A 21,204-nucleotide genomic window follows, 5' to 3' on the forward strand; every position below is an offset into this window, starting at 1 on the left:
CAACGTGACAAAGCCGGAACAGCCGTCGGTCCGGTTCAACATCCTCGGCACGCTCGAATGCCTGACCAGCGACGGGAAACAGCTGCCGACCGGCGGCACGGTGCAAGAACGCGTCCTGGTCCTGCTGCTCCTCTCCCCGGACCGCGTACTGCCGGTCAGCCGGCTGGTCGATGCCGTCTGGGACGAGGAGCCGCCGGCCACCGCCGCGCACCAGGTGCGCAAGGCCGTCGCCGAACTGCGGCGGCGCATCCCCGGCGGCCGGGAGCTGATCGTCACCGAGGGACCGGGCTACCGGATCGCGCTCGAACCGGGCCAGTCGGACCTGGCCGTCTTCTCCGACCTGTTGGGCCAGGCCCGTGACCAGGCCGCGGCCGACCTCCCCGAGAGCGCGGTGGACACGCTGCGCGAGGCGCTGGCGCTGTGGCGTGGGCCGGTCCTGGTCGGGGCCGGCGGATCGGTGATCACGACGGCGTCGGCGGCCCTGGAAGACCGGCGGCTGGCGGCCCTGGAGCTGTTCTTCGAACTGCGGCTGGGACTCGGCGAGACCGGAGAGCTGGTCGGTGACCTGCGGGACCTGGTCGCGGCGCACCCGTACCAGGAGACCCTGTGCGGGCAGCTGATGCTGGCCCTGTACCGGTCCGGGCGCCAGTCGGAGGCCCTCGCGGAGTACACCCGGATGCGCGACGCGCTCGTCGACGAGCTGGGGGTGGATCCGGACGGGCGGCTGACCGCGCTGTACGAGGGGATCCTGCGCAACAGTCCCGAACTCGCCGCCCCACCGCGCCGCAAGCGCACAGCCCTGCCCGCCGAGGCCGGGACGGCCGCCCCGGCGCGGCACACACCGTCCGTTCCGGCGGCCCCGGTGGCCCCCGCGCCCCTCCCGGCGGCGGCGCCGACGAACCATCCGCACCGGTGCACGCTGCCGTACGACCTGCCGGACTTCACGGGCCGCAAACGGGAACTGCAACTGATGCTGGCCGACCCGGACGAGCCGGACGGCTGGCCCGGCTCCCGCATCATGGCGATCGACGGGATGGGCGGCAGCGGCAAGACCTCCCTGGCCATCCGGGTCGCCCACCGGCTGGCCGGCCAGTACCCGGACGCCCACCTCTACCTCGATCTGCGCGGCTACACGCCCGGCGAATCGCCCCTGTCACCGGGCGCCGTCGCCGAGGGACTGCTGCGCATGCTCGACGTACCCGGCGACCGGATCCCGGACGACGAGGCGGGCCGTATCGCGCTGTGGCGGACCACCGCGACGCAGTACCGGCTGCTCCTGCTCCTGGACAACGCGATCGACAGCGCCCAGATCCAGCCGCTGCTGCCGGCGTCCGCCGACGTCCTCGTGCTGATCACCAGCCGGGCCCGGCTGGTCGACCTGGACGGTGTCGAGTGGATATCGCTCGGCGGCATGCCGCCCGAGGACAGCACGGCGCTGGTCTCCCGGACGCTCGGCGAGGAACGTACGTCCGCCGAACCCCAGGCGGTCGGCGAACTGGTCGAGCTGTGCGCCCACTTGCCGCTCGCCCTGCGGATAGCGGCGGCCAGGCTGCGCAACCGGCCGCGGTGGACCGTGCAGTATCTGGTCGACCGGCTGGGCGACGAGACCCGCCGACTGGACGAACTGCGCTCCGGGACGCGCGGCGTCACCGCCACGCTGAACCTGACCTACCAGGGCCTGAGCCCGGCGCACCAGGCGGCCTTCCAACTGCTCGACAGCCACCCCGGCGCGGAGTTCGACCCGTACAGCGCCGCCGCGCTGCTCGACACCGATCCCGCCAAGGCCGAAGAGGTCCTCGAACACCTGCTGGACACGCACCTCATGCAGCAGTTCGAGACCGGCCGCTACGTCTTCCACGACCTGGTGCGCAGCTTCGCCAAATGGCTGAGAGGCCAGGCCGGCGAGGACCCCGCCGAGGTCGACCAGCGCGCCGTGGAGCGGCTGTTGGACTACTACGTGGCGGCGACGGAGGCGGCCTGCGACGTCGCGTTCCCGGGGCGGGCCCCCTTCGCCCCGGAGCCGGACGGCACCCCCCGCGCCACCGTCGTGCTGCCCGCGCTGCACGACCCCGTCCGCGTCCGGCAGTGGCTGGACCGCGAGGAGGAGAACCTGCTGGCGGCCGTCAGACTCGCGCAGCGCCGCGACCTGCACCGGCACTCCGCCGAGCTTTCCCGCAATGTGGTCTTCCAGCTCGACACCCGGGGACGCTTCGAGGAGTTCCGCGAGGTCGCGGGCATCGCCGTCGCCGCTTCCCGGGAGCTGGGCAACCGGTACCTGCTGGCGCTGAGCCTGTCCAACCTGGCCGTCGCCGACTGGAAGCTGGGCCGGTTCACCGAAGGGCTGGCCACCGCCCAGGAGAGCCTGGAGCTGTCGGTACGATTACGGGACCAGCGGGGCGAGGCGAAGAGCACCGGGATGCTCGGGCTGCTGCTGGCCACCCTGGGCCGGTTCGGCGAGGCGCTGCCCCAGCTCGAACAGTCCATAGCCCTCAAGAGGCAGCTCGGCACCCCGCGCGCCGAGGCCGAGTCCCTGACCAACCTCAGCTCCCTCTTCGAGCACATGGGCCGGCATGCCGAAGCGGCCGCCACGGCCCAGCGCTCCGTCGAGCTCAACCAGCACATCGGCGCCCGGGAGAACGAGATCGTGGCGCTGACCGACCTGGCACTCGCCTATCTCGGCCTCGGCAGGGACGACGACGCGCGCACCTGCCTGGACCGGGCGCTGGGACTCTGCGACGAGTCGGCGCCGCTGGGCGACAGCGCCCTGGTCCTCGCCCTCTCCGCCCGGGTGCGGCACGGTCGGCGGGCTCCCGGGCAGGCGGCGGCCGACGCGGAAGCGGCGGCGTACGAGGAACAGGCACTGAAGCTGACCCGCGGGCCCTGCGCGCCGATCCGGCAGGCGGCCGTCTGGAACATCCTCGGGGCTCTCCGCCACCAAAGCGGCGACCACGCCGAAGCGCGGCAGCTGCACTCCGACGCACACCGGATCGCCTCGGCCGTGGGCTACCGCATCGAGGTCGTGCGAGCTTTGAGCGGTCTGGCCGATGTACTGGCGGCGCAAGGAGACAGCGCGTCCGCCGAGGCCTATCGGAGCGAGGCGGCCGAGCTGCTGAAAGCGATGAACGAGTCGGCGGCCCGGCTCGGCTCGTGATGGTCGGCCGGCTCGGCTTGTGATGGTCGGCCGGGTCAGCTTGTGATGGTCGGCCGGCTCGGCTCGTGATGGTCGGCCCGGGTCAGCTCGTGAGGGCCGGTCCTTCGCCCGAGCTCGGAACCGTCACCACGCTCGCCGGTCCCTCCCCGGAACCGAGCACCTGGTATGCCGCGGTGCGGCCGTCGGTCGCCAGGTGACCCCGCCCCGCCTGCGTCCCGAATCCCCCGGCCGCCGCAATCGCGACCGCCGACAGAACCCCGGCCGTCCGGTACCAAGTGATGCGCATCGGGTGCCCCCTCGTTCGAATGACTGCGACAGGCATCAACCTGCCGTCGGCCGTTCCCGAACGAGTCCGGGCTCGTTACCGCTCGGATCCCCGGGCGCACGCCGATCGGCGCCGAAGACCAGTACCGCGGCACGTCTCAGCAGGGACTGCCCTGCCCCAGGCCCATCTCACCGAAGCCGTTCGCACCGGGGCACGCGGTTCTGGAGCGGCCGTCGCGCAGCCCGGAGGCATGGCCGGGCTCGCAGTCCCGCACGATGACGGTCACGTCGTCGATCGGACACCCGGTCACCCGGGAGGCGGTGGCGGCCAGCTCGGACACGAGGTCCGCCCGGCGTTCCCGGTCGTTCCCCTGCCACCAATCAACGGTGATCACAGGCACGTTGACGCTCCTTTGAGGGTCGTGGGCGCGGCGGACGGCGCCGGGTCGTATCGCCATGACGGCGGGCCTGGACACAGAGACCTGGCCCAGACTGCCCACCACTGTCCACGCCCCGGTTCCCGTACCGTTCCCGTTCCCGTCCCGGCCACCGCGCCACCCCGGCAGCGACACCGCACGGTCCTCACAACTCGTCGGCGTCCGGACAGTGCACGACGCCATCCTTGCCCGCGGCGAAACACGCGAAGCCGTGAGGGCGACAGTGCGAGTTCGAACTCAGTAGTCGAGCCCATAATGCGAAGAACGAGACGGATTCGTCGTCGGCCCTGCTCCATTGCCTTCGGAGGTGCCCTTGATCTGGTCGAGCAGGGACCGCCACACCCTCCTGCAGCACGGCATGCCGTACATCCTTCTCTGCAGGCACGGACAGCACCGGCACGGGAGACTCACTTCCGTCGAAACGGCATGGGGCACGAGTACCCGATCGATTTGGTCGCCGAGCGGCTGCGGGAGTAGCTGGAACAGTACCCAGCCGGCCTCCCCGCCAAGGTCTGGTGCGCGAGCTCCCAGGAGGCGGGCGAGACGCTGCAACGCTTGACGCGAATCCTGTGGGCTTCATCCAGTGACCGGCCGCCGATGGATCCGAAGACCGAACTCACGGGTCCTTCCCGGCAGCCTGGAACGGTCGAGGATTTGCGCCAAGAGATCAGCGAGGGTCGTTCCGTCCTGCTGGTCGGTCATCAACCACAGCTGAGCCTGCTTGCCGATGAATTCCTCAACCATGGGCGGCACCTCAGGCCACGACGGCCTCCCGTTCCGCTCGGCCGCGCCGACGTGGTGTGCATCGCGTTCAAGGTCGACTCCTGCGCTGACAAGGACGGCTCCCGCGCTGAGCTGCAGTGGACCATCAGCTACGACGACAGCAAGGCCGCGGACCAGGTCCGGGAGAAGATCCAGCGTAAGATGGACACCGCCAAGCTCCTGAGCGGTGCCCTGACCTTCGGCCTCACCGTGATCTTCGGGATCCTGCTCAAACAGGACCAGCTCCAGGCTCTCGGAAGCCGGACCTGGAGCGTTCAGGCTGCCGCTGTGGTGCTCCTTCTCGCCGCCGTCCTCTACTTCGCGACGCTCTATGCATACGACTCACTCCTGATGCCCGAGCGCTTCTGGGGCGAGCAACGCGGCGCAGGAGAAGTGCGCTCGCTTCGTCGCAGCTGGCGTGTGGCGCGACCGCCCAGTTCCGCAGCCTGGGTGCTGTATCAGAACATGATGCGGGTGTGGCGCTATCTCTTCGCCACAGCCACCGTTCTCACGGCCTCAGGGATCGCGCTTCTCGGCTACGGTGCCCTCGGCTTTCCTGCGTGGCTGGCAATCGTCCTCGTCCTGGGCCTGAGTGCCATCGTGAGAGCCTGGACCTGGTGGTTTTGGCCGTTACTGGGCACCCAAGACTGAAGCACCGTCCAGTGAGCCCACCAGCGGTGCAGTTCTGGAGCGATGACTGCGCCGGCTGAAGCGAGGGCCGCTTCCGCGCGGTGCCAGGATCGGGGGATCCGTGCCGGCAGGCGATGCAGATCCGGCGAAGGGGCACCGCGGCCTCGGGCACGACAAGGCGCTTCAGATCCCGTTCGTGGCTCCCCCTTCACTCCATGCCCGGAAGGTAGCAGAAGGACATCTGACCTGCGTAAACGCCGATTTTGGTTCAGTCAACACGCCCCCGGCCGCTGATCAGCACGAACTCCAGGACGAAACCGCCGACCGCCTCCCCCTCCGCCGCACCCCAGAGCGCAATCACGGCCACGAGGAAGGTCAGCCAGGCCAGCGAAGCCACGCTGAGCACCCACAGCGCCCAGGCCAGCACCACGACGCCGGACCGCTCGCGGCGCGGCGCCAGCTGCGGGGGCCCGTACAGGCGGGCGTAGGTGCCGGGGTTCATCGGGATTCCTTCCGTGGGCGGTGCAAACGATCCTCGTCGCGCCGACACCGCCCCGGCATGGGCCCGGATACTTATCTCCGCCCAGGCTCGTACTCAGGTGCGCCCCGCGGCCCGGCTCGGCTTGGTCCTGGCGTACGACGCGGTGGCGGATGCCGCACTCTTGACCCCGCATACCCTCAGCTGCTGGCTGACGGCACAGCCCGGCGCCGGTGATCCGGCCTCGAAGAATCGTCGTAGGCCAAGTGAGCTATACAGTCCGGCATGAGCATCGTCGACACGTCCATAGCCGCGGCCTCAGCAGCCTTCAGCGGCCTCGCCGCCTGGGGCGCATGGAAGGCCTCACGTGAAGCGAACGAGGCAGCCCTGAAGGCGAACGAGACGGCCGTCTCCGTCGCGCAGATCGAACGAGACCGCTGGCACAAGGAGCTGACGCCCCAGCTCCGGATCAAACTTCAGGCTGAGTCCGATGACGTGCTGTACATCCGCTTCGACAGCCCGGCCATGCTCGGCGAACTCAACATCCAGCTGACCATACGGGACGACTTCGACCGCTCCCGGCTTCCTCACCTGGCTGGCGTTCCGACACCGGAGCAGACAGCCGAAGTCATCTGGGGGCCGTACCGATTCCGACCCAGAATCAATGAGGCCGATGAGCTGGGCCGGTCAGTTCCCGCCTTCCCCCTCCTCCTTGGCGACCGTCATCGGCTCGCACTCGACCCGTCCCTGAAACCTTCCTGGTATGAGGGCGCCGACGGAGAACAGCGCTGGCGCAGCGAGTACAGCACCGCCCCCATCCGCCTCTGGGCGACCTGCACCGTCCCGGACCACACGCCCTGGAAGCTCGCCTTCGCGGTGCCGCAGGACGGCAGTTGGGCCCTGGGCGGTGCCTGATCGCACGATCTGCGGGTGCTTCTCCGGTACCGCCCTGGCCCGGGGGCCGGTGGCTGCCGGGGGCCTTCGCCGGCCCCCGGGCCCCGCTTCCGCGGCACCGCTCGGCGCGGGCAGCGATCCCGTGGTGCAGGTACGTGCGCGCCGGACGGCACCGCGGCCCGTCTCCGTCACGGTGCGGCGGCGGTCGGCAGGGGTGGCGACGTCGGGGTAGTGCTCGGCGTAGTCCTGCTGGTGCCGGGCCAGGTGATCGCGTCCGGTCTGGGTGATGTGCAGCATCCGCCAGGTACTTCGCGACCGCGGCGAACGCTGCGGTCATCTGCCCGCTGGAGGGGTAACAGACCGTCGCCATCCGGTCGAACCGCCACCTGCGCGTGGTCCCGCCGAGCTTGCGCATCACTTCGTCCAGGGCCTGGACGAGGTGCGGGAAGTCCTCTGACTCCGATAGCACGGCCCGCCACCGGCCCGAGTGCGCGAGCGCCCCGATCAGTAGATGGGCATGCTCACCCACTCCCCACCCCTCCGGAGCATCCGGTAGCTCCAGCCAGTCGAACTGGATCTCTTCGCCCGGCGGGTGCGCGATCATCGCGACGTCGCGGCCGGTGGATGCGTGGCAGGGCTCGCAGTGCGGCCGGACCTGATAGCGGCGAAGCGCCCGCGTGAACGTCGAGTACGCACCCTCAGAGGGCGGTACGTAAGGTGATGCCCGTTTTGGCCTTTCGGTTGGGCTGAGCAGGTGTCAGCGGCCAGTTCCAACGGCTCTGATCCACTTGGTGTGGTCCGGTCGCAGAGTGTCACGGTGGGCTCGATCAGTGAGCAGTGCGTGCTGTTCAGAGTCCAAGCAGCTCGGCGAGAGTGTCACCGAGGACGCGGTCGCGCAGTGTTCCTGGGCGGGTGACGCGTTCGACGGTCATGCGGGCGAGAACCGGGTCGCCGTAGGGGGCGTCCGAGCCGAAGAGCGTGCGGTCGGGTACTTCGTTAATCGCCAGTCGGACTGCGAAGATGATGTCGGCCGTCGACAGCTCCAGGAACATGTTCGGGGTGTCCCGTACTACCTCGATTGCGGTCAGCCAGTGTGCGCCGCCGAGTTGGCTGATCACCAGGGGAACGGTCGGATAGCGGCGCGCGAGGCCGGCCAGGGTGGTCAGGTCGCCCTTGGTGGTCGGTGCGGCTCCGTGCACTACCACCGGGAGCTGACCATGATCGGCGGCTGCGCGCAGGACCGGCTCGATCCGGCTGGCCTGGCCGGGGGGCGGGGTCAGCTCACCGATGCCACGGAAGCCCCGGCCGACCACGTCTCGTTCGACATCCGCGGTGATCTGCTCGGCGGGCAGGTCGAGCCTGAGGGAACGGAAGCCGATGAATCGGTCAGGATGTGCTGCGACAGCGGCGTCGAGTTCCTGCCATGCGGTCTGGTAGCCGTCGCGGCCGTTGGCGCGGCCGCCGGTCGCACCGGCCAGTGCGTTCATCTCGCGTCGCAACGAGGCCAGGTCGTCGGCCCGTTCCGGATGTGGCCGGGTGGCGAACAGGACAGCGCGATCCACTCCTGCTTCATCTAGCAGGTCGATGTGGGTGTTCAGGGGGTCGTGGACATGGCTGTGCGCATCGATGATCACTGGCTTCTCCTGGTCAGGGCAGGGATTCGGGGGAAGTGCGACCGCGCGCCCAGTGTTGAACATTGACACCGTGGGAAGGTCAAGTTCACCGGAGAGACAGGGGCACGGATGCTGATCGGACAGTTGGCGAGGCGGACCGGGACGAGCGAGCGCCGGCTTCGCTACTACGAACGCGTCGGGCTGCTGACCCCGAGGCGGCAGGTCAACGGGTACCGCGACTACGACGACGATGCCGAGCAGACGGTCGCGCAAGTCCGTGCCTTGTTGGCTGCGGGACTACCGACCCATGTGATCCGGCAGGTGCTGCCCTGCGCGCTCGCCGACGGTTCACTGCGGCCATGCCCGGGAGTGGTGGACACCCTGCGCAGCCAGCTCGCCCGTCTTGATCAGCGCGCGGACGAGCTGGCTCGGGCGCGACAGACACTGCAACAGGCCATCGCGCTCGCCGAACGAGCCGGCTAACCAAAGCCGGTGCCCGAGACTGGGCGGAGCATGCGATCGCTCAATCTGCGAAGAGGATTTGGCGGCGAAGCAGGTCGAATCCGGCCCGGCCGTAGCTATCCCTTTTGATCCGTTTCACCCTATTGACGTTGCCTTCGACCTTGCCCGAGCTCCACTCCAAGGTGAGCTCGGCAGTCACAGCGTCGAAGTCCTGCCGTAGGCCGCGGGCCAGGCTCTGCAGCGGCTTCAGCCCGGTGTTCTCAGCGAGGGTGAGCCAGCTCTCAAGCTCGCTGCCGCGGCGCTCGGTCATCATCTGCGCGAAGTCGCGCACACAGTCGGTGACGAATTCCAATTCCGGGCAGTGGGCCAGGAGTTGCTTGAGCTTGAGCGCGTTGCCCTCGTCGGTCTTGTCGGGGTGCGCGGTGATCAGCCAGGTGACTTTCCGGACGGTCAGCTCCTTGGGCTTGTCGGGTGCGGGTTTGCCGCTGGCCCGGATCTGTTGCAGGTGACGGCGGACAGTCCGCTTGCTGCCGCGGTAGCCGAGCTCGACGATCTCCGCATGAAGCCGTGCCGCGTCCGTGCACCCCTCGTTCCAACGTCGGCACAGATAGGGCGAGTAGGCGTGGATTTGGCCGTAGCGGCGGGAGCCGGTTCCGCGGGAGGCATCGTCAGGAGTGGCGGCGTGTGCGTAGCGGCGCACGGTCTTGCGGTCGAGACCGAGGGTTTTGGCAATGACGTCGATCTGCACGCCCTTGTCGTAGAGGGTATGCACCGCGGCATGGCGCTCGCGTCGCTTGATCGCGCGCAGCCCTTCCAGGGGCTCCGGCGCGTCGTCGGCGAGCAGTGCTTAGGACTTGTGGATCAGTCCCGGGGCGGGACGCAGAAGGCGTACCTTCCCGATGATCCCGTGATGTCCGAGTAGGCCCGCGTTCGCAGCGCGGGTCGGGAAGGCACGCTTGTGCTCAGCGTAGTGACCGACGACGGCTCCACCCAGTCCGGCTCCCTGATCGACGAGATCGTCCGCGAGGGTGCCCGCCGCATGCTGGCCGCCGCGCTGGAGGCGGAAGTCAACCAGTACATAGCCGAGTTGGCCGCCGTGACAGATCAGGTCGGTCATCGCCTGGTTGTCCGTAACGGCCACCATCGGCCCCGGACCGTGGTTACCGCGGCCGGCCCGGTCGAGGTGCGGGCTCCGCGGGTGAACGACCGTCGCATCGACGACGCGACCGGCGAGCGCAAGCGGTTCTCCTCGAAGATCCTGGCGCCCTGGTGCCGCAAGTCACCGAAGATCTCCGAGGTGCTGCCGCTGCTCTACCTGCACGGCCTGTCGTCCGGAGACTTCGTGCCAGCGCTGGAGCAGTTCCTCGGCGGCACGGCCGGCCTGTCGCCCGCGACGGTGACCCGGTTGACAAAGCAGTGGCAGGACGACCACGCGGCCTTCCAGCAGCGAGACCTGTCGCAGACCGACTTCGTCTACGTGTGGGCCGACGGCGTGCACCCGAAGGTTCGGCTCGGCCAGGCCCACTCGTTGTCCTGGTCCTGCTCGGCGTCCGCCTGGACGGCACCAAGGAACTGATCGCCCTCGCAGAGGGGCTGCGGGAGTCCACCGAGTCCTGGGCCGACCTGCTCCGGGACTGCCGCCGCCGTGGCATGCGCGATCCCGAGCTGGTCATCGGCGACGGCGCGATGGGCCTGTGGAATGCCCTGGCCGAGGTGTTCCCGGCCTCCCGCCACCGGCGCTGCTGGGTTCATAAAGCCCGGAATGTCACGAACTGCCTGCCGAAGTCCGCACAGCCGGGCGTGACGAAGGCGATGCAGGAGATCTACAACGCCGAGGACCGCACCCACGCGGAGAAGGCGATCGAGGAGTTCTCCCGTACCTACGGCACCAAGTGGCCCAGGGCCGTCGCGAAGATCACCGACGATGCGGAGGAACTGCTGGCGTTCTACGACTTCCCGGCGGAGCACTGGGTCCACCTGCGGACCACGAACCCCATCTGGGTGTTGTACTTCCCATACCAGTTGGGGAGTTGCTCCCCGGCTGGCGCTCGATGCGGCCCGCCCTGACTCTGAACCCCATTGACGGCCATGCGGTTGTTCGAGTCGACGTTCTCCACAGCCAAGCTCCGTACGAAGGTCACCCGCGGGGCCGGAAGCCCGGCCGCAGCCCTGGCGATGGTCTTCAAGCTCGTCGAGTCCGCCCAGGACCGCCGGCGGGCGATCACCGGAGCCTCCCTCGTCGCCCTGGTCCGGTCCGGCGCCAGGTTCAAGAACGGCGTCCTGGTCGAGCGCGAGGAGGCCGCGTAGTCAGGTCGGCCGGTCAGCTGGCGAAGCCACCGTTGCTCTTCAGTAGTTGCCCGTTGATCCACTGCCCTTGCGGTGAGCACAGGAACTCCACCAGGTCAGCGGTGTCCTGCGGGCTGCCCAGACGTCCCAGCGGTGTCTGGCGCAGTGCGTGGTCGCGGATGTCGTCGGACATCCAGCCGGTGTCGATCGGGCCGGGGTTGATCACGTTGGCGGTGATCCCGAGGTGAGCGAATTCGTGGGCAGCGGCCAGGGTGATGCGGTCGAGTGCGCCCTTGCTCGCCCCGTAGGGGAGGTTGCCAACGGTGTGGTCGCTGGTGAGGGCGATCACGCGTCCAGTTCCCTGGGTTCCTTGGAAGCGTCGGCCGAACTCACGGATCAGCAGCCAGGAGGCACGCGCGTTGACCGCGAAGTGGCGGTCGAAGCTCTCCAGGGTGGTGTCGAGCAGGCCGGAGGCCACCGACTCGCAGTGACACATCACCAACGCGGTGACGTTGCCGAGGCGGCCCTGAGCTTGGTCAAAGACTCGCGCTGGGGCCTCAGGACCGGTGAGGTCCGCCTCGATCGCCACCGTGTTGGCGCCCTGCTCTTCCAGGGCCTTGGCGATGGTGTCCGCGGCGTCAGGCTCGACGCCCCAGGCCATGCGCGCGTCGTAGGGCGTCCAGTAGGTGAAGGCGACATTCCAGCCCGCTTCGGCCAGTCGACGGGCGATCCCCGCACCGATCCCGATGGACCGGCCGACGCCGGTCACCAACGTGACCGGCCTGGCGGCGTCGAACAGCGGCTTCTCATCAGCAGTCGTCACGAGGAGCAATCGTTCGGCCTGCTACACGGGAACGGCAACCCGATTTTCCCTCAGCTCATCCACAAGTCTTGACGATTGCTCGTCGTCGGCTGCCGTGCCGGCCTCCACGTCGGCGGTGTCGGCGGTCATGTCTTCGGTGGGCTCGACGAGACACCTGCGATGTTCGCCAACGCACTTCTCTACTGCCTCGCACAGGTTCTTCCATAGATGAAACCTGTCTGCGACCTGCGTGGCGTCGGGACAGACTGTGCGGACGGCCTCGGCGTAGGCGCTGGCCCAGTCCCGGCACACGATCTCCACGCCGGGATGGTCGCGCAGCCAGGCTATGAGCGTCTCCGATGTGCGGTCGGGCAACACGTCCACACGCGCGCCGGTCTCCATGTCCATCAGGATTGTCCCGTAGACGTGGCCCTTCTTGAAGGCGAAGTCGTCCACGCCCAGGACCCGCGGGGCCGTGCCGGGGTTCTTGTCCGGGAGCTTGCCCAGCAGCCTGAGCAGGGAGTTCGCGCTGGTGGGGATCGATAGGTGCGCGGCCAGCCGGGCCGCGGGGCGCCCGGTCAGTGCCAGCGCGAGCCTCTCCAGCGTCCGGCGTAAGACCGGTGTGCGACGCGCGAACCGCTCGGTTAGCCCTTCTACCTGATCGACGAACGGCCGGCGACCGCACTCCGGCGTCTCGCATAGGAACCGCCGGACCACAAGGTCTATGACGACCTTCCGCCCTGCCACCGCCAGATCGGCCAAACGCCGGTGGTATCGCCCGTGAATTCGGCTGGACCTGCAACCGCACCCTGGGCAGGGTGCCTCTGGACTCGTCGCCCGCGCCGCGACGGCCACCGCTTCGTCGCCCACCGTGATCTCGTCCACCACAACCGACTTCAGGTGGGATAAGGCGGTCCAGAGCACGCTGGATTCACACGAAGGGTCAACCGATCAGAGGTCCGTAACGCAACGTCACCCGACCACAAGAAGTGGATCAGAACCGTTCCAACTCCCCATTGTCGGCCGGTTGGTGGGGAGTTATCCGGCCGTCGCAGGGATACGATTTTTAACGATGGCAATGAAATGGTGCGTTCCAGCCGTGCTGCCCGCCGACGCGCGTACCCAGCCTCGGACGCCAGCCAACGGGGGCATTCGTGGAGGATGGACCCATGATCGGTGATCGATGGGGTGTGAGCGACAGCGAGATCGTGCGCTCCTACCCGTGCGACGACTTCGTCACCTCACCAACGCTGCAGGCGTGGCGGGGCGTGGCTGTCCAGGCGCCTGCAGAAGCGGTGTGGCGGCGGGTCGCACAAGTGCGGCTTGCGCCATACTCGTACGACTGGCTCGACAACCTCGGCCGCCGCTCGCCTCGCGAGCTGGTAGGCCTTCCCGAGCCTCAAGTCGGAGAAAGGTTCACTACCGCTGGCGGGCGTGAGCTGGGCCGGATCGTCTCGGTCACCCCGGGGAAGCAGCTGACCGGCACCATCATGGGCGCCTTCATGTCCTACGTCCTCGTGCCCCAGGATCACGACACGACGCGCCTGCTGCTCAAGGTCGTCATGCAAACCAGCCGCTGGGCAGCCCTCGGGCTGTCCGTCGGCGATCTGATTATGGCTCGACGGCAGTTGCTGAACCTGAAGCTGCTCGCCGAGCGGCACCAGCACTGAGCTGCGGACACGGGGTTGCGCTGGATGGGCTACGGCCGTGGCAGGGCGAATAGCCCCTGCTCGGTCTCGGCCAGGATTCCCCGCTCAGCGAGCCGCTTGAGTTTCAGGGGGACGTTGTTGATGTTGCTGGGCGCGATCTCCACGTCCATCGCCTCACACACCGCCCGCGCCCGTAGCGGGGCATCAGCCGCGGCGAATACCGCCATGATCTGCTGGTAGGCCGGGACGCCAGCGGCGGCGTGCAGGCTCTGGGTGTCGAGCACGACCAGACTGGGGTCGGCTAATCGGCCCCGGCTCTCGCGGACCTGCCAGCGCAGAAGGTCGTGGATGGTCTGGTCGGTGCCGTCGTCGCGCCACTTGTAGAAGTAGTACTTCACCGCACCGACCGGGGGCAGGTCGTGGGGGAGGTAGTCCCACTGGCAGCCGGTACGGGACTGGTAGAGCAGGGCGATGACGATCTCCCGCATCTCGTAGGCGCCTTGGTGGCCGCTGACGGAGGGGTGCCGGGCCTTCCAGGAGGCGACGACGGGCTCGATCAGGGCCCACGCTCGTGGGACAAGTCGCTCTTGTAGGGCTGGCGATCGCTCACGAGGAACACTCCAGCACGGCCAGGCTCTCCGATCAGTGAGCCTTCGCCAACTTGAAACCGCAGGTCGAAGGGCTGGTATGACTGGCTTCCGGGATACTCACGTTGGTCGTCGGCGGCAGTCTGCGGAGCAGATCGTTTGTCAGCGATTGGCTCGCTGGATCGTGCTGCCTGTGGCCGGATGGTGATGGCGCTTTATGCGAAGAGCACTGTCCGCAGTGTCCGTGTATGCGCGGCGGTCGAACTCTCGGTTCTGGAGCATGTCACCGCGGGGAGAGAATGCTCCGGCCCTGCCGATCCTGCGGGGCTGAGCCGTCCAGGGAAGTACCCCGGATCGACATGAGGACCATCAGGGCACCGCCGCAGACAATGCCCGAATCGGCGAGGTTGAACACCGCGAAGTGCTCGACGGAGATGAAGTCGACGACGTGCCCGCGAAAGACCGCGGGCGCCCGGAAGATCCGGTCAGTGAGATTGCCGAGCGCGCCCCCGAGCATCAGGCCCAGGGCGACGGCCCAGGGAAGGCTCTGAAGCCTACGCGCGGCACGCGTGATGACCACGACAACCGCGATCGCAATCGCCGTGAATACTGCAGTGAAGGTCTGGCCGCTGCTGAAAGCCGCACCCGAGTTACGGAACACTTGCAGCGTAAGCACGTGGCCCGCTATGGCAACGGGCTCTTGGCCTTCCAACCGCGAGACAGCCACAAGCTTGCTGCCGAGATCCAAGGCATAGGTGAGAACGGCCGCCGTCAGCAGAGCGGTCAGAGCCAGTGTGCGGTTGCCAACAGCACGTGTTGCGGTCTCGGGCTGGGATTGCGAGGCATTGTGGGTAGTAATGATCCGCTCCATGGATGCCGAGCCGCCCGGGACGACACCACATTACAAGGGACTGCGAGGGGAAACGTCGGGCAGGCGGTTGGCTCCAGCTTTCACACCTCCGTGGTCAGATCATGTTGGCTCTGGCCTCAGGCCCCACGAACAGCCTTCTACGATCTATGCATGCTGGATCCCAAGCTACTGGAGCGGATCACCGCGCGCCGCGCTGAACTGGACGAACTCGAAGAACAGCTGGTCAAGCAGCTGGCGGAGGTGCGGTCGGAGCGGGACGAGCTCGCTGTCGCCGAGCGGGTCCTGGAGAGGGTGAGCGATCAGCTCGCCGACGAGCGGGCCTCGGCCGCGCCCTTGCCGGGGCAGGTGGGCGGCCGGCCGGTAATGCTGATCCCACACCGCACGCCGGACATGGAGGAGACCATGCTTCCGCCGGACTACCAGCGCATTCTCGCCGCTGTGCGTCAGGCCGCCGGGCCGGTCATGGCCCGGCAGGTCGGCGAGATGCTCGGAGTCGGTGTCACCGTGCGGTCCAAGCTGGAACCGCTGCGCGGGAGGCTGGTCAGGCTGGCTGATCGCGGCTGGTTGCGCAAACTGCGTCAGGGCCTGGGCGACTTCAGCGAGCGCGGACTCCATCTGCTGTGGCAGCACTTCGCCGAACCGGGCGGCCAGGCCGCGGCGGCGCAGGTATTCCTCCAGCGGCTTCCCGGGGTGGTTGGTTTCCCAGTAGCGGCGCAGTGCGATGTCGAAGGCGGGCAGCGGGCGGCCGATGCGGGTCAGGGTGAGCCGGATCATGAGCACGATCTGCTCGAAGCCGGCCGTGGCGGACCGCGCGAGGTCGATCCGTACCGGGAGGATCCGGTCGGCCGGCCAGCCGGGCTCGCCCCACTGCGCCGGGCGCCGTCCCGCGTCGGCGAGCGCCGCCTCCAGCTGACGCGAGAGCGTGGTCTTCCCGACGCCGCCCACCCCGTGGAACACGATCACGTTGTCGCGGGGCGCCTCGAAATCCTCGACGTCGAAGCCGGGCGCGCCGGTGTGCTGCAGGTGCTCGGTGAGGGCGGCGGCCAGAGCCTCCCACTGCGCCTGCCAGTTCGTGAACGTCTCCTGCACCGCCACGCCACGGTCGTTCGTACTGAACAGGGCCCTGAGATCCCGGCCTGCCACATCCACCCCCGAAAAATGATCACTCGCAGGTCAACCTATGCCCGTCCTGCGGGATTTGGGGAGTCCACCCCTCTGCCGTGGCCCGCCTGAGCGACGGATTCAGGCCTGCCGCGCCGTGGAGCGCTCTGGCACCGGCCTCGATACTGGTGAGGTCGCCGATTCAACTGTCGTCAGGCCGGCCCCTACCGGATGCTCACGAGAACGACGTAGACGATCACTGCCATGGCAGCGATGGACAGCACGATCTTCTCCTGCCGTGGGCAGTAGGCCATCTTGCGAACCGATCGAGGGTTGTACATCTCGTAGTGGCCAGCGAGCGCGAACGGGTAGCTTGCGAGCAGGAGGACTGACAGGCCAAAGGCCTTCGTGGCGAAAGCCGCACTGCCGATCCCAAGAATGGGAGGGATGAACACACCCGCCAGGGTCACGGCGAGTGACACAAGGTTGAGGGCGTCCGCGAGGGGCAGCCACGTGATGTCGCCCATGCCGCTGACTGCGATCTCCCTGTTGATTCGCAGACTGAATCCAGTGACCTGGAGGCCGGCGAGGACTCCGGCCACGGGCCACAACTTCCCCGGATCAAGATGCATGGCAGTAGTTTTTCGGTGGCTCGTCTTGCCACGGTGCGTGGCGCGCCCACCGCGTCCGCGTTCGCCGATCGTGCATCGGGGCCTCGATGACGCCGGAGGCGCTATGGGTGAGCTCGCGAGTCAGCTCACGCCAGGTCTTTGCGGTGACCGTGAGTGGTGCCCAGAGGCGTACCGGCTCCAGGGACCTCCGGCCTGAGCGGCGAGTCTGGTGTATCCGAGGGTGTCGGCACCACGGCGCGGGCCGCCCTCGACCACGGGTGACCGTACGGCGCGGCCAGGGCTACACCCTGCGCGTCAGCGCCGTTCCGCCGTCCATCGCGACGCGGACTCCTCGCCCGCTGCCAGCCGCTCGACGGCGGCCAGGGTGCCCGGCAATCCCCGCCCAGCGCAAGGCTTGTCGAGGGTACGAGAACCGGGGCAAGGCCCTTGAGGCAACTGGACCGTGATCGTTCTTGCCGATAACCGATGTAGCGATGTACCAAGCCCGTGTGAGACACCTCGCCACGTTCAGGCATCCGCCACCATGTAGCCGAGCAAGCGGGTCTGATGCAGGTTTGGGTGACAGGTTCGGTTACGCAGCCTGGAGGGCCGGTGTGGTCATGACGGTTTCGTATTCGACAGGTGTCAGCCAGCCGAGCGAGGCCTGTCGGCGGCGTCGGTGGTAGGTCCTCTCGATCCAGGTCACGATCGCGATCCGCAACTCCTCGCGGGTGGTCCAGCTCCGGCGGTCGAGGACGTTCTTCTGCAGCAGACTGAAGAAGGACTCCATGGCCGCGTTGTCGCCGGCCGCCCCGACTCTCCCTATCGATCCGACCATCCGGTGGCGATCGAGGGCCCGGACGAACTTCCGGGACCGGAACTGCGAGCCGCGATCGCTGTGCAGGATGCACCCGTCGACGTGTTCCCGTCGGGCCACGGCGTTGTCCAGGGCGGTCACGGCCAGGCGGGACTTCATCCGCGCGTCGATGGAGTAGCCCACGATCCTGTTGCTGAAGACATCCTTGATCGCGCAGAGGTACAACTTGCCTTCGGCGGTGGCGTGTTCGGTGATGTCGGCGAGCCACAGCCGGTTCGGGCCGGTCGCGGTGAAGCTGCGGCTCACGAGATCGTCGTGCACCGGCGGGCCGGCCTTCCTGCCCCGGCCACGCTTCTTGCCGAACACGCTCCACCAGTTGTTGTCCCGGCAGATCCGCCACGCGGTCCGGTCCGCCATCCGAGCCCCGGCACTACGCGCTTCATCGGCCAGGAAGCGGTAGCCGAATTCCGGGTCCTCGCGGTGAGCGTCGAACAGTGCGTTCGCGCGGTACGCCTCCTCCAGTACGGCGTCGGCCATCGGCTTGTCGAGCCAGCGGTAGTAGGGCTGTCTGGCGAGCTTCAGCACCCGGCACGTCACCGTGACGGGCACCCCGTCCACGGCCAGCTCTTTTACGAGCGGGTAGATCCTTTTCCCGGCAGATGCGCCTGCGAGAGATATGCCGCGGCCCGGCGCAGGACCTCGTTCTCCTGCTCCAGCAGCTTGATCCGCCGACGCGCTTCCCGCAGTTCCGCGCTCTCGTGGCTGGTCACCCCGGGCTTGGGCCCGTCATCGATGTCCGCCCGGCGCATCCACTTCCACAACGTCATCGGGTGGACCCCGAAATCGGTGGCCACCTGCTCGACCGTGACACCCGGGCCGCGGTTCCTCGCGACTCGCACGACGTCTTGGCGGAACTCTTCCGGATAGGGCTTGGGCACAGCGACATCCTTCCCACCCGCCCTGCAGGGCAAGCCAGTTCAGATGTCACCCGATCGTGCATCAGACCCAGCGGGCACGGTCGGCTACCGCCTCGAAGCCCGCCACCGGATTGAGCACACTGACCGTCCGACGGTCCACTGGGGCGCCCGCCAGGATCGCGGCAACAGCCTGCCGGTCCACCGGCCGTTCGTAGTAGTCCTCAGCGTCACTGCAGACGGTCTCGGCACTGCCGTCGGTCAGCACCCTGAAAAGCCAACCAGCCCCATCCGACTCCCCCGGCGCGAACACCACCGGACCGCATCGCCACGAAGCCGCATCCGCCTCGCGCCACACGCACACCGTCGCGTCAAAGAACCCCTCGAACTGCAGCTCCGGATCGGCCGGATAGTGCGCCAGCGCAGCAGGCAGACCCTCCAGCAGCCCAGGCCAGTGCGCCCTGGGCCACTCACGCCACGGCGTGGCATCGCATTCATGGTCGAAACCGTAGAGAAAGACCCCGGCCGGATCGAAGACGACCCCGTACAGATCACCGGAGCCGTTCTCCCTCGTGGCCAAGTCCACGCCCGCACGCCAGCCCGGGAAGTAGTCGTGCCTCGGAGCGGAACCGCCGAGCACAACGTCGAGCAGCGCCAGCGCCCGGCAACGGGCACGCAGGACGTCGGGATCGGCCAGCACGGACACCAGCTCGTGAACATTCATGGCGGACATTGAACAGGCCGCCGCTGACAGCCGGCCGAGCAGCCTGTACCTCAGAGGGCGGTACGCGAGCTGATGCTCGTTTTGCTATTGCGGTTGGGTGCAGATCCCTTCAGGGGACTGCACCTTTGCGGATAACTGGGGCATCGCAGGTCGCGCTTCCCTCGGCGCTGTGGCCAGGCGTGGCACGTTACTCCTCGTCGATGGTCTGCAGCTCGACGGGCCGGTCGGCCACGTCCATGGTCTGTGGCGTGGCCAGCAGCTTGTTCAGTCCAAGGGTCAACTGCACGACGAACATGCTCAGTAGGACGGCCAGGACTATTCGGACCAGGCTGTAGATGGCGTCGACGTTCGCCGCGGTCTCGTAGTCGCCGGGCGTTTGGAGGTTGGAGTTGGTCACGAATGAGAGGTAGAGCGCGGCGAAAACCGACAGGAGCCACGCGCCGTAGGTCCAGACGACTCCGCGGCCGCCTGGCAGGGCCCTGGCCCATCCCAGCCCGATGTCGGTGCGTGACATGGCGTTCGCGTGGCCGGCGCGCGCCCACCGCTGGTAGGCGTACAGAACTGCCATGAAGGCTGCGAAGCGCAACATGTTCGTGGTGTTGATCGTTTGGAGTGCGCTGTGCAAAGCCTGCCGGTCATAGCCGTCGTTGGCGGCGGCCAAGGCCCATTGGTGGGCCCGCGTGCGCTCGGCGGAGAACCGCACGACCTCGCTGACGATGGCCACCGCGGCTGCAGCCAGTACCGTGAGTAGTGGGCCCGTCATCGAAACCCGCCCGGGACTCACCTTGGACTGGATCAGCAACGCCGCCTTGGCGTTGCGCCCGCGACGCTGAGGCGGCTTCGACAAGTCGCTCTCCTGCTGACAGACCGGACACAGCCCTTTGATCCCGTCAAAAGCAACTTCACGCTGTTGACACTTCCGACACGTCAGTAGCATCCCGCGCCCCCTCCTTGCTTGATCGCGGTTGAATTGAGCGCCGCATGCTATTGGGTCCGCCGGAGACGCGTCGATACCTCCAACGCAGTGAAGATCGAGGATCTGCGCCCATTTCGGGGACACTCCAACACGACCGAGCCCTCCGGTCAGTGCGGATGCCGCGTTCCTGCACGCTCCGGAGACGACAGATGTGACAATACGTCACGTACCGCCCTCTACGGTCTTCAGTAAGTAGTGGACCGCAGCCGCCGGATCGTCCGGTGCTGGTCCGAGGCGGGCGGCGGCCACGGGATGGGGTTTTGCGTAGGGCGCGGCCCAACCGATCACGACGGCGGGTGGGCGTGCCCGGTAGGCCGCCAGCAGACTGAGCGGGTCGCGGGTGCGCGTACCCTCCGCGGTATTGCAGCTCCCGCAGAGCAGGCCTTCTCCGGACTGCGGGTTCACCTGCTTGGTTTGCGCGCGAGGCGAGGAAGGCCGCCTTTCGCGTCGGGCCGCCGGCGGGCTACTGAACTTGAACTCGTGATGTCGGCCCAGAGTCTCGCCGTGCCGCCGGGGCGGCTGGGCGGTCTCGGTGAGCGGCGGCGGGCGGCCAGAGCGGCGGCTGTGCGGGGTTCGGGGACGGTGGAGGTGTTCATGCGGGGTCCTGTTCGGGTGCGGCGCCGCCGGCTGTGTACGTATCGCTGTACTCGCTCTGCTCGTCGTCGCCCGCGTCGGCGAGGTCGGCGGCGCGGAAGGCGGTGGACATACGCGGTGGAAGCAGTCCTGGGGTTTGCGCAGGTCCAGTGCGAGGGCGTCGTCGAGGACGCCGAGGCTGGCCAGGGCCTTCTCCAGGCCGTCGATGGCGCGGGCGGTGGGCTCGAAGTAGCGGTGGAGGTAGTCGGCGGTGGCATCGTCCGGGGCGCCTTCGGCCAGCAGCCGCCACTGCTCTCGCTTGCGCCGCCAGTGGAGGAGATCGGCGCCGGAGAGGACGAACTTGTCGCAGTTGTGGCAGTCGAGGTTCCAGGGGCAGGCGCCGCCGTCGACGACGGGCTGGAAGATGCAGAAGCCGCCCTCGGCGGGGGTGCTGCGGCGGGTGAGGGCGATCGCGAGGGCCTGGGCTTGTTCGGGTGAGCGCGGTGGCGGCGTCGCCGGTCAGCAGCTGGCCGGGGCTGGCGGTGCCGGGGCCGGCGACCCAGACGTGCTGGAGGACGTTGTCCAGGTCGGCCTGGGTGAGG

At 68.2% G+C, this 21,204-nt stretch carries 18 protein-coding genes and 4 pseudogenes; 8 read left to right on the forward strand and 14 right to left on the reverse strand.

The genetic code is table 11. From position 1 onward, the window contains the following. Positions 1 to 4 precede the first annotated feature (4 nt). The gene (locus tag O1G22_RS44260; protein WP_270086919.1) at positions 5 to 3,151 is read left to right on the forward strand and encodes an AfsR/SARP family transcriptional regulator; all 3,147 of its coding nucleotides are present in this window, start codon (positions 5 to 7) and stop codon (positions 3,149 to 3,151) included. A gap of 422 nt (positions 3,152 to 3,573) precedes the next feature. On the opposite strand, the gene O1G22_RS44265 is transcribed toward O1G22_RS44260, so the two are convergent. Beyond that, positions 3,574 to 3,816: a tautomerase family protein gene (locus O1G22_RS44265; RefSeq protein ID WP_270086168.1), complete on the reverse strand. Its 243-nt coding sequence runs from the start codon at positions 3,814 to 3,816 to the stop codon at positions 3,574 to 3,576. 591 nt (positions 3,817 to 4,407) lie between these two features. On the opposite strand from O1G22_RS44265, the gene O1G22_RS44270 reads away from it, so the two are divergent. Further along, positions 4,408 to 5,265, forward strand: a complete 858-nt coding sequence (locus O1G22_RS44270) for a hypothetical protein (protein ID WP_270086920.1) — start codon at positions 4,408 to 4,410, stop codon at positions 5,263 to 5,265. 247 nt (positions 5,266 to 5,512) lie between these two features. Here O1G22_RS44270 and O1G22_RS44275 read toward each other — a convergent pair whose 3' ends face one another. After that, positions 5,513 to 5,746 (reverse strand): hypothetical protein, encoded by a 234-nt coding sequence (locus tag O1G22_RS44275; RefSeq protein ID WP_270086921.1) that lies wholly within the window; start codon positions 5,744 to 5,746, stop codon positions 5,513 to 5,515. A 261-nt stretch (positions 5,747 to 6,007) separates the two neighbouring features. On the opposite strand from O1G22_RS44275, the gene O1G22_RS44280 reads away from it, so the two are divergent. After that, on the forward strand, positions 6,008 to 6,637 hold the full coding sequence (locus O1G22_RS44280; protein ID WP_270086922.1) for a hypothetical protein: 630 nt from the start codon (positions 6,008 to 6,010) through the stop codon (positions 6,635 to 6,637). Positions 6,638 to 6,920: 283 nt separating this feature from the next. On the opposite strand, the pseudogene O1G22_RS44285 reads toward O1G22_RS44280, so the two are convergent. Continuing rightward, positions 6,921 to 7,310, reverse strand: a pseudogene (locus O1G22_RS44285) (IS21 family transposase); the annotation flags it as partial. 154 nt (positions 7,311 to 7,464) lie between these two features. Then, on the reverse strand, positions 7,465 to 8,250 hold the full coding sequence (locus tag O1G22_RS44290; protein ID WP_270086923.1) for an amidohydrolase family protein: 786 nt from the start codon (positions 8,248 to 8,250) through the stop codon (positions 7,465 to 7,467). A 108-nt stretch (positions 8,251 to 8,358) separates the two neighbouring features. On the opposite strand from O1G22_RS44290, the gene O1G22_RS44295 reads away from it, so the two are divergent. After that, positions 8,359 to 8,712: a MerR family transcriptional regulator gene (locus O1G22_RS44295; protein ID WP_270086924.1), complete on the forward strand. Its 354-nt coding sequence runs from the start codon at positions 8,359 to 8,361 to the stop codon at positions 8,710 to 8,712. Positions 8,713 to 8,752: 40 nt separating this feature from the next. Here the strand turns inward: O1G22_RS44295 and O1G22_RS44300 are convergent, their stop codons facing one another. After that, a complete protein-coding gene (locus O1G22_RS44300; RefSeq protein WP_270086925.1) occupies positions 8,753 to 9,463 on the reverse strand; it encodes a transposase in 711 nt (236 codons plus the stop codon). Between the two features lie 186 nt (positions 9,464 to 9,649). Between O1G22_RS44300 and O1G22_RS44305 the strand changes: the two are divergent. Continuing rightward, positions 9,650 to 10,689: pseudogene (locus O1G22_RS44305) on the forward strand (IS256 family transposase); the annotation flags it as partial. Between the two features lie 102 nt (positions 10,690 to 10,791). Next, positions 10,792 to 10,998, forward strand: a pseudogene (locus O1G22_RS45110) (IS256 family transposase); the annotation flags it as partial. Between the two features lie 13 nt (positions 10,999 to 11,011). Here the strand turns inward: O1G22_RS45110 and O1G22_RS44310 are convergent. Further along, positions 11,012 to 11,800: an SDR family oxidoreductase gene (locus O1G22_RS44310; RefSeq protein ID WP_270086926.1), complete on the reverse strand. Its 789-nt coding sequence runs from the start codon at positions 11,798 to 11,800 to the stop codon at positions 11,012 to 11,014. Between the two features lie 21 nt (positions 11,801 to 11,821). Beyond that, a complete protein-coding gene (locus tag O1G22_RS44315) occupies positions 11,822 to 12,703 on the reverse strand; it encodes an ISL3 family transposase (RefSeq protein WP_333492503.1) in 882 nt (293 codons plus the stop codon). 245 nt (positions 12,704 to 12,948) lie between these two features. Here O1G22_RS44315 and O1G22_RS44320 point away from each other — a divergent pair, with 245 nt between their 5' ends. After that, positions 12,949 to 13,449, forward strand: a complete 501-nt coding sequence (locus O1G22_RS44320; RefSeq protein ID WP_270086927.1) for a hypothetical protein — start codon at positions 12,949 to 12,951, stop codon at positions 13,447 to 13,449. A gap of 218 nt (positions 13,450 to 13,667) precedes the next feature. Here O1G22_RS44320 and O1G22_RS44645 read toward each other — a convergent pair. The 7 genes and pseudogenes from O1G22_RS44645 to O1G22_RS44355 all read right to left on the reverse strand — a co-directional run. Beyond that, a pseudogene (locus tag O1G22_RS44645) lies at positions 13,668 to 14,038 on the reverse strand (transposase); the annotation flags it as partial. A gap of 260 nt (positions 14,039 to 14,298) precedes the next feature. After that, positions 14,299 to 14,886, reverse strand: a complete 588-nt coding sequence (lspA, locus tag O1G22_RS44330; RefSeq protein WP_270086928.1) for a signal peptidase II — start codon at positions 14,884 to 14,886, stop codon at positions 14,299 to 14,301. Positions 14,887 to 15,051: 165 nt separating this feature from the next. After that, complete coding sequence (locus O1G22_RS44650) at positions 15,052 to 15,981, reverse strand: P-loop NTPase family protein (protein WP_333492504.1); 930 nt, start codon at positions 15,979 to 15,981, stop codon at positions 15,052 to 15,054. Positions 15,982 to 16,211: 230 nt separating this feature from the next. Continuing rightward, positions 16,212 to 16,619, reverse strand: coding sequence for a hypothetical protein (locus O1G22_RS44340; RefSeq protein WP_270086929.1), 408 nt, complete (start codon positions 16,617 to 16,619; stop codon positions 16,212 to 16,214). A gap of 571 nt (positions 16,620 to 17,190) precedes the next feature. Beyond that, positions 17,191 to 18,353 (reverse strand): IS3 family transposase gene (locus O1G22_RS44345; protein WP_270084189.1). Its coding sequence is split into 2 segments (ribosomal slippage): positions 17,191 to 18,066 and positions 18,069 to 18,353, totalling 1,161 coding nucleotides; the frame shifts between segments, so codons are not numbered across the junction. Between the two features lie 61 nt (positions 18,354 to 18,414). Further along, positions 18,415 to 19,053 carry a hypothetical protein gene (locus tag O1G22_RS44350; RefSeq protein ID WP_270086930.1) on the reverse strand — a complete coding sequence of 213 codons (639 nt, stop codon included), beginning with the start codon at positions 19,051 to 19,053 and terminating at the stop codon, positions 18,415 to 18,417. A gap of 187 nt (positions 19,054 to 19,240) precedes the next feature. After that, positions 19,241 to 19,900 carry a hypothetical protein gene (locus tag O1G22_RS44355; RefSeq protein ID WP_270086931.1) on the reverse strand — a complete coding sequence of 220 codons (660 nt, stop codon included), beginning with the start codon at positions 19,898 to 19,900 and terminating at the stop codon, positions 19,241 to 19,243. A gap of 840 nt (positions 19,901 to 20,740) precedes the next feature. On the opposite strand from O1G22_RS44355, the gene O1G22_RS44360 reads away from it, so the two are divergent. After that, positions 20,741 to 21,100 (forward strand): hypothetical protein, encoded by a 360-nt coding sequence (locus tag O1G22_RS44360; RefSeq protein WP_270086955.1) that lies wholly within the window; start codon positions 20,741 to 20,743, stop codon positions 21,098 to 21,100. Positions 21,101 to 21,204: the final 104 nt, after the last annotated feature.

The sequence above is a fragment of the Streptomyces camelliae genome, assembly GCF_027625935.1.
In the GTDB taxonomy this organism is placed as follows: Bacteria; Actinomycetota; Actinomycetes; order Streptomycetales; family Streptomycetaceae; genus Streptomyces; species Streptomyces camelliae.